The 16,947-nt window shown below is 41.5% G+C and carries 14 protein-coding genes; 9 read left to right on the forward strand and 5 right to left on the reverse strand.

Annotated features, from left to right (window positions below):
• Positions 1–347 precede the first annotated feature (347 nt).
• A complete protein-coding gene (locus tag VB693_RS16750) occupies positions 348–2,639 on the forward strand; it encodes a putative PEP-binding protein (RefSeq protein WP_323267247.1) in 2,292 nt (763 codons plus the stop codon).
• Positions 2,640–2,784: 145 nt separating this feature from the next.
• On the opposite strand, the gene VB693_RS16755 is transcribed toward VB693_RS16750, so the two are convergent.
• Entirely contained in the window at positions 2,785–3,957 is a 1,173-nt protein-coding gene (locus tag VB693_RS16755; protein ID WP_323267248.1) for a hypothetical protein, read from the reverse strand.
• Between the two features lie 273 nt (positions 3,958–4,230).
• Between VB693_RS16755 and VB693_RS16760 the strand changes: the two genes are divergently transcribed.
• Together VB693_RS16760 and VB693_RS16765 are read left to right on the forward strand one after the other, a co-directional pair.
• On the forward strand, positions 4,231–5,028 hold the full coding sequence (locus tag VB693_RS16760) for a segregation/condensation protein A (RefSeq protein ID WP_190698399.1): 798 nt from the start codon (positions 4,231–4,233) through the stop codon (positions 5,026–5,028).
• A gap of 393 nt (positions 5,029–5,421) precedes the next feature.
• Positions 5,422–6,591, forward strand: coding sequence for an NDP-sugar synthase (locus VB693_RS16765; protein ID WP_323267249.1), 1,170 nt, complete (start codon positions 5,422–5,424; stop codon positions 6,589–6,591).
• Between the two features lie 83 nt (positions 6,592–6,674).
• Here VB693_RS16765 and speA read toward each other — a convergent pair whose 3' ends face one another.
• Entirely contained in the window at positions 6,675–8,687 is a 2,013-nt protein-coding gene (speA, locus tag VB693_RS16770) for a biosynthetic arginine decarboxylase (protein WP_190698405.1), read from the reverse strand.
• Between the two features lie 204 nt (positions 8,688–8,891).
• On the opposite strand from speA, the gene ndk reads away from it, so the two are divergent.
• Positions 8,892–9,341: a nucleoside-diphosphate kinase gene (gene ndk, locus VB693_RS16775; protein WP_323267250.1), complete on the forward strand. Its 450-nt coding sequence runs from the start codon at positions 8,892–8,894 to the stop codon at positions 9,339–9,341.
• Between the two features lie 243 nt (positions 9,342–9,584).
• On the opposite strand, the gene VB693_RS16780 is transcribed toward ndk, so the two are convergent.
• On the reverse strand, positions 9,585–10,307 hold the full coding sequence (locus VB693_RS16780) for a TerC family protein (RefSeq protein ID WP_323267251.1): 723 nt from the start codon (positions 10,305–10,307) through the stop codon (positions 9,585–9,587).
• A gap of 616 nt (positions 10,308–10,923) precedes the next feature.
• Here VB693_RS16780 and VB693_RS16785 point away from each other — a divergent pair.
• A complete protein-coding gene (locus VB693_RS16785) occupies positions 10,924–11,358 on the forward strand; it encodes a hypothetical protein (protein ID WP_323267252.1) in 435 nt (144 codons plus the stop codon).
• Between the two features lie 33 nt (positions 11,359–11,391).
• Here the strand turns inward: VB693_RS16785 and VB693_RS16790 are convergent, their stop codons facing one another.
• Together VB693_RS16790 and VB693_RS16795 are read right to left on the reverse strand one after the other, a co-directional pair.
• Positions 11,392–11,823: a hypothetical protein gene (locus VB693_RS16790; RefSeq protein ID WP_323267253.1), complete on the reverse strand. Its 432-nt coding sequence runs from the start codon at positions 11,821–11,823 to the stop codon at positions 11,392–11,394.
• A gap of 49 nt (positions 11,824–11,872) precedes the next feature.
• Entirely contained in the window at positions 11,873–12,565 is a 693-nt protein-coding gene (locus tag VB693_RS16795) for a hypothetical protein (protein ID WP_190698714.1), read from the reverse strand.
• Positions 12,566–12,884: 319 nt separating this feature from the next.
• Between VB693_RS16795 and acs the strand changes: the two genes are divergently transcribed.
• The 4 genes from acs (at position 12,885) to VB693_RS16815 (ending at position 16,796) form a co-directional block, all read left to right on the forward strand.
• Positions 12,885–14,855 carry an acetate--CoA ligase gene (acs, locus tag VB693_RS16800; protein ID WP_323267254.1) on the forward strand — a complete coding sequence of 657 codons (1,971 nt, stop codon included), beginning with the start codon at positions 12,885–12,887 and terminating at the stop codon, positions 14,853–14,855.
• 110 nt (positions 14,856–14,965) lie between these two features.
• Positions 14,966–15,451, forward strand: a complete 486-nt coding sequence (locus VB693_RS16805) for a DUF4365 domain-containing protein (protein ID WP_323267255.1) — start codon at positions 14,966–14,968, stop codon at positions 15,449–15,451.
• Positions 15,452–15,455: 4 nt separating this feature from the next.
• Entirely contained in the window at positions 15,456–15,935 is a 480-nt protein-coding gene (locus VB693_RS16810) for a DUF4365 domain-containing protein (protein WP_323267256.1), read from the forward strand.
• 162 nt (positions 15,936–16,097) lie between these two features.
• The gene (locus tag VB693_RS16815) at positions 16,098–16,796 is read left to right on the forward strand and encodes a tetratricopeptide repeat protein (RefSeq protein WP_323267257.1); all 699 of its coding nucleotides are present in this window, start codon (positions 16,098–16,100) and stop codon (positions 16,794–16,796) included.
• Positions 16,797–16,947: the final 151 nt, after the last annotated feature.

Raw genomic sequence — 16,947 nt, forward strand, 5'->3', positions numbered from 1 at the left:
TATCAGTAAAATCTATGAATAAAATCTGTACACAGCAAAAAAGTTTCACTTTGAAGGACTCTTGGAGAGTTATATCTGGGTAAAAATTCCATATAAGCACATATAAATATAGAATTAGATTTAATTGGCAATTCACTAGTAAAGTTTGACAGAAATATCTACTTTGTTGAGAAATGCAAAACAATTCTGCAATAAGCGTTCATACCTCCTGTCTCTGTCCTTTGTATATTAGTATATGAAGTTGGTAACATTACTACACTTAATTTATCAGTCCTTCTTCCTGGGAGATATTAAGTAGGTTGAATAGCTGTAGCTGTAAACTAACAAATGACAATCAAAAAAATTGAGTGGATAGACTCTATTGGCTTGACCAAATTAAACTGCAAGACCGCACCAAGGTAGGTGATAAAGCGTTTTACTTGAGTAGACTCAGACAGCGTGGCTACCCGGTTGTCCCTGGTTTTGTAGTTCCAGAAGAATTGCTGCGGCTATTTTTAGAAACTCTCAACACATCAGAGTCACTAGTCGCTAACTTACCCAATTCTTCTTTGCACTTGGATGTAGGTAACTGGCGGCAACTTCAGCAAGTGGCTAGTCGTTTACGTCAGGAAATTATTAATGCAAATGTACCGCAAGAATGGGTGAGTACCATTTTTACATCAGCAAAAGAATGGCAAGCTGAGTATTTAATATTACGCCCAACCCTAGCAACGCCGAAGTTGAGGAATACTGGCGGATTGCTGGAGTCAAGTTTTTGCCCCTGTGATGAAGTGGCGATCGCTTCCTCCCTAAAAAATATCTGGAGTCAACTGTTTCGCGCCAAAAGCCTACTATATTGGCGACGCATGGGAATTAACCTGCAACAGGTTAATTTAGGAATTCTCATCCAACCGGTCAGAAATGCGATCGCTAGCGGTTTGCTGAAGGTGAATGCTACGGGATGGATCATCCAAGCAACTTGGGGGTTAGGAAATGCGATCGCTCAAGGTGAAGTTTTGCCAGATACCTACTACATTCAACAAGAAACAGGTGTGATTTTAGAAAGGCATTTGGGTAACAAAATCCTGGCTTATCACCTGAATCATGATCAACCAGTCTTAACCATCGATCACAGTATCCCCAATGTCTATTTAATTGAGGAAGCCCAACAACAAGAATACGCTTTACAAGAAGAATTACTTCAACAAGTAATAACCCTAGGGCATCAGCTTGTCAGTGAGTTAGGTAAAAACTTTACGATTGAGTGGACAATTGCCGAAGAAAACTCAGTTCCCCGTCTCTACATCACCCAAGTTAGCACCCCCAAATCAGCAATTCCCAATTTACAGTTCATTAAAGGTGTAGGTGCAGCTGGGGGACGGGTAACAGCAAATGCTCATGTAGTAGTCAATCCCCAATTAAAACCAGCACAATTACCCAAAAAAGTAATTTTAGTAGTACCAAAAATTACAGCAGATTGGTTGCCACTGATGGAACAGGTCGTGGGTTTGGTGACAGCAGAGGGAGGTATGACTAGTCATGCAGCGATTTTGGCTAGAGAATTGGGCATTCCCGCCGTAGTCAATGCAGCAGATGCAACAGTGATTATTCACAATGGAGAACGTCTACTTGTGGATGGCGATCGCGGCGAAGTGTATCGTCTGCGGGATGATGAAGTCAGTGAGGGGGAAGCTCAAAAGCTAAAGACACCCATACAACCCCTGACACCCTCACCTCAAACTGTTGTTACTTCCCACTTACCAATGATTGCTACCCAACTGTTGGTTAACCTCAGCCAAACTAGTTTAATAGAGCAAGTACAAAAGTTACCGGTGGATGGCGTGGGGTTATTACGCTCAGAACTCATGCTAGTCTCACTCCTCAAGGGTGAACATCCCCATCTTTGGGTCATAGAGGGGCGGCAATCAGAATTATTAGCATATTTGACTGAACAAATTACCCAATTCGCCCGTGCTTTTGCCCCCAGACCAGTTTTTTATCGCTCCTTAGATTGGCGATCGCACGAATTATCATCAAATAATTTACCATCTACACAGCAATCAGTTTTAGGCGATCGCGGTACATTTAGCTATGTCCAAAATTCTGCCGTTTTTGATTTAGAATTGACTGCCATAGCCAATGTCCAAAAAGCCGGCTATGGCAATATTCACCTGATTTTACCCTTTGTTCGCAGTATCGCTGAGTTTAGTTACTGTAAACAAAAAGTTGAGCAAATCGGCCTCACCCAAGTACCCCAGTTTCAATTGTGGATCATGGCTGAAGTCCCCAGCGTCTTGTTTTTGCTCCCAGAATACATCAAAGCCGGAGTAGCTGGTATTTCCATTGGTACAAATGACCTCACTCAATTATTGTTGGGAGTAGACCGCGAACAGGCACAATTAACCAGGGTATTAAATGAACGTCATCCGGCGGTGATGGCAGCAATTTCGCAACTTATCCAAATGTCAATAGATGCGGGTATACCTTGTTCTATCTGCGGTCAAGCACCAGCCATCTATCCAGAAATGATTGATCAACTGGTAAAATTGGGCATTACTTCTATTTCTGTAGAACCGGAAGCAGTAGAGCGAACATATCAAGCGATCGCTCGTGCTGAACAACGTTTAATATTAGCAACAGCACGCCAACATCTGAAGTAACTCACTCTACCTGATCCCTGACTCCTAAAATCAATAGACTTCTTGCATAAATGCTTAAACTGTCATGTTGAGCGCAGCGAAACATCTCAAAGATTCTACATTTCATTCAGAATGACCTATCTCATTTTGGACTTTTGCAATAGGTCTAATATCGAAAAATTGCTGCTACTAGCTGATTATTTGGCATTTCTTCTGGCTCAACGGTGTAAACGTGACCACCATTTAAGAAGGTGTGAACAGCAGCAAAATCTAACATATCCTCATCATCTGGCTGAGGTTCGGGGTGTAAGTCTACAGTCATGGTATCGGGGTCAAACTTACCCCAAACTTGTTGTCCTAGAGAGACAAACAAAGTGTCAACCTTTTGATAATAGGCGGCTGGGACAATTTCTTTGATGTCACCAGAGGCTTGAGCAACATTTTCTCCAGCTAGTTGTTCATAAAGTGCGATCGCCTCCTGCTGTTTTTGTTGCGCTAACGGTGACACAATTGGCCAAGCTTGATGGTGTAACTCTTCCAGGTTTGTCACTTCGTGATTACCAGTTATTCCCTCTTCCAGCAAATGGGGATAGGTATTCGCCTCCTGATAAAGTGGGTGAAGATACTCAACCCCTGCCACAATTAAAGGTGCTTGTTTGTCCCGTAGTTTGTCATGTAATGCCTGATCAACGGCATAGCAAAATTGTAAAATGCCAGCTTGATGTCTATCCTGCTCTGGACTTCCTTCCCCGTGAAATTGACCAGGGTGCTGAAAAGAATTAGCCGTTCCCCCTCTTGATGTAGCAATTCGGTGCTGTACGCCTTTTTCTGAGTTATCCTGCATGAGCAGCACTTCTTCGACATTTTTCGGCATATTTTCTACTTCCACTTCTCTAATGTCATAGTAGTCGCCCTCAAAGAAGCGGACATCTTGTTGGCTCAAAGTCAGGAGGTAAAATTGGCGATCGCTATTAATTAAATGCAGCAATGGCTTGAGGTGAAATTTATTACCAACAACTACTAACTCTGGCGACTCAATTGGTAAACAATAATACCGAAATATTTCTGGGGAAATAAAGATGGCTAATCCCTGGTCTTGGTGTCCCCAAAAATCATTCTGATCCAGTTCCATTGAAGGTTGCAGAAAGTTTATCGCTTCGGTAGAACGCATTCCTATTGCTTCTAAACGTTCTTGAGCTTCACGGATGACATTTTTAAATCGAATGGGATTTTGTCTGATCTCTGCACCTAATTTTTGCATCGGTATGTACAGAGAGACGCAAGGTGTCTGGGAATTATCAACAAGAGTTTTTAATTCATCAATAGATAGTAGCGTCATATTATTGAATTCCTATCTTCATGAAATAAAATTAAATTGTGTACTTTTATTTCAAGTCATCATTGAGAAAAAATCATCTTTCTTTTGATAAGAATTGAACTATATATACACCTTTCCTAAGTAAGATAAATCTCCTCATATTTCTATTAGATTGGTGAAAATGAGAATAAAAATATAAGATTATAATAATTTTTCTCTCTACACCACACTATGTGCTTATTATAGTTGTCAACAAAATACTTCAAGTAAAAACTTGCACCATCAAAAATCAGCATGGATGCTTCCGAGCTATTAGAAACAATCACACTCCTAATTGAGCAAGCCGAACAAGGGGAAATAGATCCTTGGGATGTCCAAGTAATTGAGGTGATTGACCGTTATTTGGAACTGATGACACCAAAGACAACAGCTAGAGGGTACGAAGCTGACTTGTCTCAATCTGGACAGGCTTTTTTATCGGCATCAATGCTCGTTCTATTCAAAGCAAATACTTTGATGCAATTGTCAACAGCAGCCGTTGAACTAGAAGCTGTAATAGATGATACCTTATTAGATAGTGAAAACGGACTATTGCATCAAGGTCATCGTTTACAGTTAGAGCGACATTTGCGCCGTCGTCCATCTGCAATGCCGCCACCAAAACGCCGCGTGACACTGCAAGAGTTAATCGAGCAACTGCAAATCATGGCGAACCAGCTCAAGCTGGTGCAGAAAGTTAGTAAACCTATCCGTGCTAAACGCCAACCCAGCGTCAAGAGTATGCGTGAGGCACTGGAGTTAGCGCACCAAGAAAATTTAACGGAGGTGGCTGGTGAATTAGAACAAGTATTGCTCTCTTCCGCACAAGAGTTACTTTTAGAGCAAAATTACTTAGATTTAGAACAACTAGTACAATTGTGGACTCAGACCAAGCCAGCACCTCAAAATAGCTCGCACCATGAATCAGAAAATAGCCATTTAGTTAGTGTTTTCTGGGCTTTGCTGCTGCTATCGGCTCAATCCAAAGTAGAGCTGTTTCAGGAAGAGTTTTACCAAGATATTAAAATTAGGTTAATTACAGATCACAGCTAAGGGAACACCAAAAAATAAATTATTCCTAAATTGGCTGTTATTAGGGTGCGTCAGTACGAATAATTTCTTGGTATTTCCAGGTTTTCTCTGACTGACGCACCCTACATAGGGGATATTTTTTTATTTGGACTAACACCTGTCACTCTTGGGAGTAGCCATTGAAATTCCGGGAATCTACAGACGACGGCTTCAGTCAAAGCTAAAATCCGATTATCTTAAAAAGGTAAGCGATCGCTTGTCATTTGTCCGTACCTCTGCTTGCATTAATCAGTAGATTCCTGTTATCCCTGTTGACAGAGGTTAATCAACTGTTACTTAGAGCAGACATAAAAACTAATGATTAAGTATCATTCAATGAAAGTAAACTGGCTGGTGGTTGAGGAATAAACTTTTATGAAAGCGATGATTCTCGCAGCAGGTAAAGGTACTCGTGTCCGTCCGATTACCTATACCATTCCCAAACCGATGATTCCTATCCTGCAAAAGCCAGTGATGGAATTTTTACTGGAACTTCTCCGCCAACATGGATTTGACGAGATTATGGTCAACGTCAGCCATTTGGCTGAGGAAATTGAAAACTATTTCCGTGATGGTCAACGGTTTGGCGTACAGATTGCCTATTCTTTTGAAGGGAAAATCGACGATGACGGTAAGCTGGTAGGGGAAGCTATTGGTTCGGCGGGAGGGATGCGGCGCATCCAAGATTTTTCCCCATTTTTTGATGACACCTTTGTAGTTTTGTGCGGTGACGCTTTAATTGACCTAGATTTGACTGAAGCTGTTAAGTGGCATAAATCCAAAGGATCAATTGCGACTATCATCACCAAATCTGTTCCCAAAGAGGAAGTTCCTAGTTACGGTGTCGTAGTTACTGATGAAGATAGCCGTGTCAAAGCCTTCCAAGAAAAACCCTCAGTAGAGGAGGCACTTAGCACTAATATCAACACAGGTATTTACATTTTTGAGCCAGAAGTCTTTAAATACATCCCTTCTGGTGTGGAATATGACATTGGTGGTCAATTATTTCCCAAACTAGTAGAAATAGGTGCGCCCTTCTATGCCATTCCTATGGACTTTGAATGGGTGGATATCGGTAAAGTTCCAGACTACTGGAGGGCAATTCGTGGGGTGTTATCAGGTGAAATCAAAAATGTGCAAATCCCTGGTCACGAAGTTGCTCCTGGTATCTACACTGGTTTAAATGTGGCTGTGAATTGGGACAAGGTAGATATCACAGGCCCTGTTTACATTGGTGGTATGACCAGAATAGAAGATGGTGCAAAAATCGTTGGCCCGGCGATGATTGGCCCCAACTGTTGGATATGCAGTGGCGCAACAGTCGATAACAGCGTCATCTTTGAATGGTCACGCTTGGGTGCTGGAGTGAGATTGGTTGATAAGTTGGTGTTTGGGCGTTACTGCGTAGATAAAACCGGATCAGCTATTGATGTGCAAGCCGCTTCTCTAGATTGGTTGATTACCGATGCACGACAAGCACCACCAGAACACACTCCCGTAGAACGCCAAGCGATTGAGGAGTTGCTGGGGACGAATGTGACTTAGTTAGGGCAGGGGTTTAGGGGTTTAGGGGTGTAGAGAATGACCTCAATGCCCAATTCCCCAATCCCCAGTCCCCATTTCCCATCCTAGCTATTCAGATATGTGTATCTTCTGAGACTTTGCTCATAGGTTTGCAATAGTCTTTGAGATTCAGCTAGAGTAATGCGCTTTTCTTCTAAGGCTTTTTCACAACGCTGGCGGATATTTTCTACCAAATCCTCGGAGTCATACTGCACGTAGCCAACTACTTCGCTCATCGTGTCGCCTTTGACTACGTGTTCAATTTGGTAGCCTTTGGGGGTCAATTGAATATGAACTGCGTTGGTATCGCCAAAGAGGTTGTGTAAATTGCCCATGATTTCTTGGTAAGCTCCATTGAGGAACATTCCCAGATAATAGGGTTCTCCTGGTTGGAAAGTGTGCAACTCTAAAACTGATTTGACATCACGCAAGTCAATAAAACGGTCGATTTTACCGTCGCTATCACAGGTGAGGTCTGCTAGAATTCCTCGCCTTTTTGGTTCTTCATCTAGGCGATGGATGGGCATAATTGGGAATAGCTGATCGATCGCCCAACAATCTGGTGCTGATTGGAACACTGAGAGATTGATATAGTAGATGGAAGCCATTATTTTCTCTAGGTCTTCCAATTCATCGGGTACGTAATCATGCTGTCTGATGATGTTCAAAATTTTCTGACAGCAAGCCCAGTATAGGCGTTCGGCTTTAGCCCGTTCTCTGAGGCGCAAAATTCCCAAATTGAAGCGGCTGATAGCTTCTTCCTTGAATTGGGTTGCGTCGTGATAGAACTCTTGATAGTTCTCTTTGTTAATTGATTGGTAGGTTTCCCACAGATAGTTAATCACTGGGGATTCACCTTCCTGAAACGGTTCTGGTAAATCGAGAGGGACATCGCTGGTACTGAGAACATCAAAAATTAGTACCGATTGATGGGAAGCGATCGCTCGACCACTTTCACTTAGCAATGTAGGTACAGGTATCTGACGTTCTGCACAGGTATCTTTTAACTCTGCTACGATGTCGTTAGCATAGTTCTGCATATTGTAGTTTTTCGAGGCGTAGAAGTTGGTCTGAGAACCGTCATAATCTACACCTAAGCCACCACCAACATCGAGGTATTTCATATCTGCACCCTGATCTGCTAGTTCCACGTAAATGCGGCTAGCTTCTTGGATGGCATCTTTAATCACGTTAATGGCGGAGATTTGCGAGCCGATATGGAAGTGCAACAATTGCAAAGAACCGAGTAAATCAGCATCACGCAACTTGTCAACCGCCTGAATAATTTCGGGAATTGTCAACCCAAACTTAGCGCGATCGCCTGTAGATGTACCCCAGCGTCCCATCCCTTGGGTGCTTAATTTGGCGCGTACACCCAAAATTGGTTTAATTCCCAATTGGTTGCTAGCAGCAATCACCAAATCGACCTCTTCCACCTGTTCTAAGACAATAATGGGGGTCTGCCCTAGTCGTTGGGACAACATTGCTGTTTCGATGTATTCCCGGTCTTTGTAGCCGTTGCAAACGAGCAATGCGCCTGGGGTATCCAATAAAGCTAAGGCAATCATCAATTCTGGTTTAGAACCTGCTTCTAAACCAAACTGATGGGGTTTGCCAAATCTGACTAAATCTTCGATCAAATGACGTTGCTGATTACACTTGACAGGAAACACGCCACGATATACTCCAGGGTAATTATAACGGGCGATCGCTTTCGCAAAACAAGCATTTAACCGTTCAATCCGGTCTTCCAAAATATCTGAAAAGCGAATCAGTAGGGGAAGCCCCAAATTACGCTGTTTCAAGGCGTTGACGAGTTCAAATAAATCGAGAGAACCGCCGCGATCGCCTTTGGGAGAAACAGTCACATGACCAGCCGCATTAATCGAAAAATAAGGTTTTCCCCAACCTTCAATCCGATATAAATCTTCGCTATCCTCAATTTTCCAAGCGCGAGATACATCTCCTGTACTTGGTGGTAACAGCTTTTTCTGTTTGTGACCTTTTCCTTCGAGTTTGTTGCCGTTGGAAGGTACTTTTACCACCTCATCCGATGTAGCAGTTGATTCAACACCCATGTCTGACCTCTGTGTTTCACCCACGAATAAACAATTTAACGCATTCATTTCGCAACGTATATGCACTCAGAGATAATTTCTGAGATAAACTCTGATTGGTCAACGTCACTGGTCAATGGTCAATAGCAAAAACTTGTAGACTATGGACTTTTAACTCTTGACTCTTGACTAAATAAAAATTTTATTAAGTTTTGGGAGATAGCTTTGGAACGCACATTCTTAGCAATTAAGCCTGATGGCGTACAACGTGGACTGGTAGGCGAAATTATCCGTCGCTTTGAAACCAAAGGTTTTACCCTTGTTGGTTTGAAGTTTTTAAAAGTCAGTCAGGAATTGGCCCAAAAACACTATGATGTCCACCGCGAAAGACCATTTTTTCCCAGTTTAGTGGAATTTATCACTTCTGGCCCAGTGGTGGCAATGGTTTGGGAAGGCGATGGTGTGATTGCTGCTGCAAGAAAAATGATTGGTGCGACAAATCCCCTAACCGCAGAACCAGGAACAATTCGGGGCGATTTCGGGATTAATATCGGTCGTAACCTAATCCACGGTTCTGATGCACCAGAAACTGCTGTCCGAGAAGTTAGCTTGTGGTTCACGGATGCAGAATTAGTCAATTGGCAACCTCATTTAACACCTTGGTTGCACGAGTGATTTAGTGCTGAGTGCTGAGTGCTGTTAGCGGAGCGGGGCGTTAGCCCGTGCTGTTAGCGGTAGCGCGACGTTTAGCCGGTGCTGAGTTCTGAGTTCTGAGTTCTGCGTTCTGAGTCGGGAGTCGGGAGTCGAGACAGAGAAAAACTTCTACCTTCCAGTCCCCAGCTTGTCAATGAGTGGATTTGCAATTTTAGATTTTAGATTGAATAATCTAAAATCTAAAATTCCTAGTCTCCAATTCCCTCACTTGGTTACTTCACTTTTTTCTGGTTCAACTTGGGGTACTTCAATGAGAGTGCGTTTGGAGAATCCCCAAGCGAAAATTAAACCGATCGCAGTAATCATTACCCATTCTGGTGGGACAAAATCATCGTTTACTACCTTCAATAACAGGCGTAAACCCACCAACGAAACTGTGATATATCCGGCATCTTCTAGGTTGGCAAATTCATCTAACCAACGAATAAATAAGCCAGCCATGAAGCGTAGAGTAATAATACCTATGGTTGTTCCCGTTAGCACTAGCCACTTTTCTTGAGATACTGCGATCGCGGTTGTGACGCTATCTAAAGAAAATGCTAAGTCAGTAAAAGCAATTACCGGTATTGCCCGCCACAATGAGCTAAAACGCGGCCCGTGGTGATGGTCGTCTTTTGTTTCTGCTGAAGAAAAGTGTTGGAATACCAACCATAGGAGGTATACAGCACCCAACAGTTCAAATTGCCAGAATTTTTGGATCTCAGTGGCAGTCAACAGTAAGGTGATTCGCAGCACATAGGCAAAGACTAAACCAATGTTGAGTGCCTGACGTTCCAGTTTTTTATCTTCTAGTCCTTGGGCTATGGCGGCCAGCGCGATCGCATTGTCAGCAGATAGCACTGCTTCTAAAAGTATCAGTATCAGCAGGACTATAGAGGCTTCAATGCTGAGATGAAAGTGCAGGTAATCAAAAATTCGGTCTAGCATTCCAGGTTTCTCAAGCAGGGAAAATTTAAAAGTAGCAGGGATAGTTAGTTTAATCTAAAAAGTGCAACAAATTGCTACCCTAATCCAGCTTAACGTGTAGGTGCTACATTCTGGGGAGATTAGTATCTATGCGATCGGCTAGCAAGTAAGTCACTATGGTGTAATCCAATACACCTAATCAATAATATCCTAGTTTTTGAAGTTCGGAGACTCTGTCTACGATGAAGGAGCTATTAATAACTTTGATTTTAGCCATAGAGAGTAATCTTTTGACGTTTTGTAGTCTTTCTAAATCAGGTGTTTGGTTTAATTCAGCAATTAAAGCACTGCTATTAATAAGTTTTTAATTCGCTGATTGACATTTTTGTTAAGGCGTGTATAAAAAAATAATCCGATTGTCTCCTTTTTCAAACATCCTCTAAGGTCAAAAACAGGGTTTATTGAGAAAATCTGAAGCTGAAACCCTGAATTATCACTTGGAAAACCCAGTTTTTTAGGTCTTGTTAAGAAAGGTGCAATATATTATTGATGAATACTAGATTTCCCTAGAATCAAGATTCGTGTAAAATTATGCCATTGACAATGTCAATCATACTGAACATTAAGGATATTCTCAATGGCTATTGGTAAAACTAAGTTGTATCTAAAACCGTTAATTGTGGGTTTAAGTATTGTCTGTGGAGTGTTGGGTGTGGTAGTTCCTAAGGCTGTTTATTCTCAGACTCAAAGTGTACCTGTGATCAGGATTTTAAGAGTTACTTCCAATGGAGGTACTACTTTCAAGCTACAAGAAAACTGGTTTCGCCAGTCAGGCACAATTACAGAAAATAATAAAAAGTGTGCTGTTAGATCAGGCGATAAATTTTTTGTTGCGTCTATTAATGATAATAACAATAGTAATACAGAGTTCCGTGAAGGTAATCGGGTGGAAAGACTCAAAGATTATTACACAGTAACTTTTGACAAAACATTGGCTTGTAATCAACAAAGTCAAACATGGTATATCTTTAAAACCCATGTACAACAATTACAAGCCGTCCCTGTGCGCTAAACCCTGATTTCCACAATTTATCTATTCAACGTTTCACAACATTTCTGTTAGTTTTTTTAACAAGCTGTCGGCTAAATCTGATACCTCTACATCATCTGTTTCGCCGATAGCTAAGATATTTTTTACAGTCGCTAATCTGTCTGTTGAGGGAGTAATTCTCCACATTTCTTCTAAGTTTACTGCTAGATCAAACAGTGAGCGATCGCCTAAGTAATGCCGTAACCTTAAAGCTACAATATCATCACTTACCAAAAACTCTTTGATGTGATCTAACACTGGGTTAGCAAATATCTCATCATTTTCCCAAGTTTCTAGCCAATCTCCATCCACATCATCAACGTAGACATGGATGAAATTTAACCCATAACTTAGCCAGTCTTGCTGCATTTGTCTGGCTGTCGCTAACGCTTCAGTAAATGTTTCCATCTGGTTATTGTAACTACTAGTTTCTTTTTGGTTAGCCATATCAAGCCATCATTGGCAAATCAATAAATTATGTAATTTCCGACAAAAATTAAGAAAATTTTAAATATTTGCCATTAACCAAAGAGTCACTGTTGTATAGTGTGACATTCACTAATTGGTTGATGAAATTTGCATCTTGAGGATTGTAACTTAAGAATAATCCTCTCTCGATTTCCCAAGAACGTAGCGTACTTTCCCATGCTTGGTGTTTTTGGTGATTTAGTTCTTTACTAACACTGGTAACTTGAATGCAGAGTGGTTGCTGCTGATGATTACTAACAATTAAATCTGTGGCCATAGAAAGGTCTGCAATATAGCGTTGCCAAACATTCCCGTTTCTACTGGCAATATGTTGCGCTATAGCTTTAATGATATCATCATCTTCTTGATTAAACTCCCCTGCCATGAGTTTTTGTTTCCAGATGTAAAACTTAGCATCGCTAGCATTAATCCATTTTGGAAACAGATACCCGTACCAGTACCTTTCATTAGCTGTCATTTGTGCAAATTTAGCTGCTTTTTCGGCTTCTGAAGGTAGGGATTGAATGATCAGCCAAATTGTTGAATCCGTAATTACCTCTAACAGAAAAGCCAGGACAAATGGTTTAGCAGTCAGAGAACCAGGCTTGATGTCTTTTACCCAACGGTTTATTTCATCTAATTTTTTGGCTAAATTAGAATCTATTAAGGACGCTTGCTCAGTCAGCAATTTCAACTTATCTTTGATGTCTTTTGCTTGCAAACGATCGCCTACTTTACTATAACTATAGCTTTTTGCCGCCATGAGCAATACTTCGACCGATTGATATTTTTCTTCAACCCAAAATATTAATTAATATTTTATATCTAGAAAATACACAGTATCTTTCAATACTACGATAAGTAACTGCACTATGAACTGACGTAGGTAGATGCAGAAGCTATCAATCTTTATCATACTCCATATTGAGTAATAAGTCTAAATCCCTACCCTAGCTTAAAAAAAATCAAAGCTCTTTTGCGTAACTTTGAGTACAGAATAGTTGTCAGTCACAACACTAACACTATTACCAGCAATCATTATGTCTGAGTCCAGCATAGAATCAATCCTACAAGAGAAGCGGCTATTTCAACCCTCTAGCGATTTTTCGCAAGCTGCCCAAATCAAAAGCCTAGAAGATTATCAGCGTATTTACGAGCAAGCTAAGGCTGATCCACAGAAATTTTGGGCAGATTTGGCTGCATCAGAGTTGCATTGGTTTGAAAAATGGGACACAGTGCTAGATTGGCAACCACCGTTTGCCAAGTGGTTTGTGGGTGGGAAGATAAATATTTCTTACAACTGTCTTGACAGACACTTAACTACGTGGAGAAAAAACAAAGCCGCATTGATTTGGGAAGGAGAACCTGGGGATTCCCGGACTCTTACCTATGCCCAATTACATCGGGAAGTCTGCCAGTTTGCTAATGTGTTGAAGCAACTGGGTGTTAAGAAAGGCGATCGCATCGGAATTTATATGCCGATGATTCCCGAAGCGGCGATCGCTATGTTAGCCTGTGCCAGAATTGGCGCACCCCATAGTGTAGTGTTTGGTGGTTTCAGTGCGGAGGCTTTGCGCGATCGCTTAAATGACGCTGAAGCTAAATTAGTGATTACAGCCGATGGTGGTTGGCGTAAAGATGCGATCGTTCCCCTCAAGGAACAGGTTGATAAAGCGATCGCTGATGGTCTTGTCCCCAGCGTTAAAGATGTTTTGGTAGTGCAACGTACTGGGCAAAAAACCCACATGGAAACAGGACGTGACCATTGGTGGCATGATTTACAAAAAGGCGTATCGGCTGATTGTCCCGCCGAACCAATGGACAGCGAAGATATGCTGTTTATTCTCTACACTTCTGGTAGTACAGGCAAACCGAAGGGTGTAGTCCATTCCACAGGTGGTTACAACCTATACACCCACATGACCACCAAATGGATCTTTGATTTACAAGACACAGATGTGTATTGGTGTACTGCCGATGTGGGTTGGATTACAGGACATAGCTATATTGTCTACGGCCCTCTTTCTAATGGTGCAACGACGCTGATGTATGAAGGTGCGCCGCGTGCGTCAAATCCTGGTTGTTTCTGGGATGTGATTGAAAAATACGGCGTAAACATTTTCTACACTGCACCAACAGCAATTCGGGCATTTATCAAAATGGGCGAAGATCATCCCAACGCCCGTAACTTGTCTTCGTTGCGCTTGCTGGGAACTGTCGGCGAACCAATTAACCCCGAAGCTTGGATGTGGTATTACCGCATCATTGGTGGAGAACGTTGCCCAATTGTAGATACTTGGTGGCAAACAGAAACCGGTGGGATTATGATTACACCCCTACCAGGGGCTATTCCTACTAAACCAGGTTCAGCAACGCTTCCCTTCCCTGGTATTCTGGCTGATGTGGTGGATTTAGAGGGAAACTCTGTCGGTGATAACGAAGGCGGTTACTTAGCGATACGCCATCCCTGGCCAGGAATGATGCGGAATGTCTACGGCGACCCTGAACGCTTCCGCCGCACCTACTGGGAACATATCCCCCCCAAAGATGGTAAGTACACCTACTTTGCTGGTGATGGGGCGAGAAAAGACGAAGACGGTTATTTTTGGGTGATGGGACGAGTAGATGATGTACTCAATGTCTCAGGACACCGCCTCGGTACAATGGAAATTGAATCAGCCTTAGTTTCTCACCCAGCAGTGGCTGAGGCGGCGGTAGTAGGTAAGCCGGATGAACTCAAAGGCGAGGAAGTGGTTGCTTTTGTCACTCTAGAAGGGACTTATCAAGCCAGTGAAGATTTGAGTAAAGAACTCAAAAAACACGTAGTTGCAGAAATTGGTGCGATCGCCCGTCCTGGAGAAATCCGCTTTACTGACGCATTGCCCAAAACGCGATCGGGTAAGATTATGCGGCGATTACTACGGAATCTCGCTGCTGGTCAAGAGGTATCTGGGGATACTTCCACCCTGGAAGATAGAAGCGTCTTAGATAAATTAAGGGAAGGTGCTTAGTTTAGTATGAATGCGTAAAACATATATAGGGTAAGTAAAATTTATTACCCTATATTGTCTTGATAAAATTAATTTATATCTTGAATTAAGATAGAGGTATATGCAAAAACATGAGGGATGCACTGGGAGAGAGAGGAGAAGCACTATTTAAACTTTTAATAACCGAATTTCACTCGGATGCTGGCCCAATTTTTAAGCCCCAGTTTTTAGGAGATAAATGGCAGTATATTGATTTTATCGTGGAGTTAGTAGGCACTGGTTCATATATTCCCTACTTCTTTGTACAAGTCAAAACTACAAGAAAAGGTTATACAAAAAAACTCAATCGCCTGAAAATACAAGTTAAAGAACAAAGTGTGATTGGTTTAGCATCATATCCAGCACCAACTTATATAGTTGGAATTGATGAAATTAATGAAACAGGTTATATAGTTTCTGCAAACGGCGAAAATTTAAAATCTCTCTCAAGTTTATCTACTAATTTTTTGATTAATAAACAAAATAGACAAATTCTTTGGAATGAAGTAAATAATTTTTGGACTCAATGCAAACCGAAAAATTTAGCTTCGCAATTTCCTGATCAAGAATGGAGATAGAAAGATGCAAACAGAACAACCTTGGTATATTGGTTTACGTTCAGAAGCTCTGGCGATGGTGTATTTAACTCGTCGTGATGATTTGATTGTTTCTCCGTCACAAAAAAATACAGCAGGCTTAGACTTCCTCGTCACAATCACCAAAGATAGTATGTATAGTGGTAGGCTCTTTGGTGTCGAAGTCAAAGCTAAAATTTCTTCGGATAGTTTAACGCAAAATGGCGAAGTTTTTAAATTAAAAAATAGTCATAATCATCAAACTTTGCTGAGAGATTTACCATTTCCAGTGTGCCTATTTTTCTTCACTTTAGATAATGATCAAGGTTACTATCAATGGATTTTAGAGCCTATTATTAAATCTGAAAATAATGCGGGCTTACAATTACGTGATAATAATGAACTTAAAAAACTCGATAATCAAGCGATAGATAATATTATTTCACTAGTCAATAGTTGGTACGACCAAAGAAATCAATTAACATGAACACACCAAATTTATTCTATGAAAATAAATTCGTTTGATCGCTTGCAAGATACTGCTTATAGCTACATCTTCTCACTTCCCTATTTTCCCTATATTGCTTATGTGGCCGCACTTCAGGTTATTATGGGGATCAGGACGTGATTAAAGATAAGGATGAGGGTGATGAAGCCAAACAGTCAACTGCAATCAGGATTTGTGAAAGCTTTTAGCTGTGTATCGCTGAATCTCATCGCCCTAGTGTTGCCAATTGCTGCTCAAGCACAGGAACAATCACCAGCAAAGTTTGCCTGTCAAACAGCATTAAATACCCCAGAACAAAAACCGCAACAGAAACAAGTACAGAAGTTAGCACAGTTTGCGGATACATCACAAGAGCGATCGCAGCTGATCCAACAAGCTAATGATTTATACAATCAGCGTAACTTTAAAGGCGCAGAAAGAACTCTGTGTCAACTGCTAAAAAAATATCCCGAAGATACTTTTGGCAACTTCCAATTAGGCAATGTGTTTGCACGTCTGAGCCAACCAGAAGCTGCGATTAGTGCCTACCGCGAAGCCATTCGCCGCAATTCAAAATATGCTTTAGCCTATAATGCAGTGGGCGTGGTGTATGCTAGCCAAAGTCGTTGGGAAGATGCCATTACCGAATACAAAAAAGCTTTAGAAATTAATCCTGATTATGGTGATGCACTGATTAATTATGGTCAGGCATTATGGCAAACTAATCAAAAGGATCAAGCACGAGCTTCTTTAGAAAAAGCTTTAAATATCTTTAAAACCCAAAAGAGAAACGAGAAAGTTTACCAAATTGAACAAATTTTACAGCAGATCAAAACATTAGATAATCCTGGAATTTCATAATACTGAGTGCTGAGTAGGGAGTGCTGAGTAGGGAGTGCTGAGTAGGGAGTGCTGAGTAGGGAGTGCTGAGTAGGGAGTGCTGAGAAAATTTTACTTTGTCTCCCCTACCTCCCTATCTCACAAAAAAAATCGCGTTGCTCCCCCTGTCACC

It is taken from the genome of Anabaena sp. UHCC 0399, from assembly GCF_034931465.1.
GTDB classification, from domain to species: Bacteria; Cyanobacteriota; Cyanobacteriia; order Cyanobacteriales; family Nostocaceae; genus Trichormus; species Trichormus minutissimus.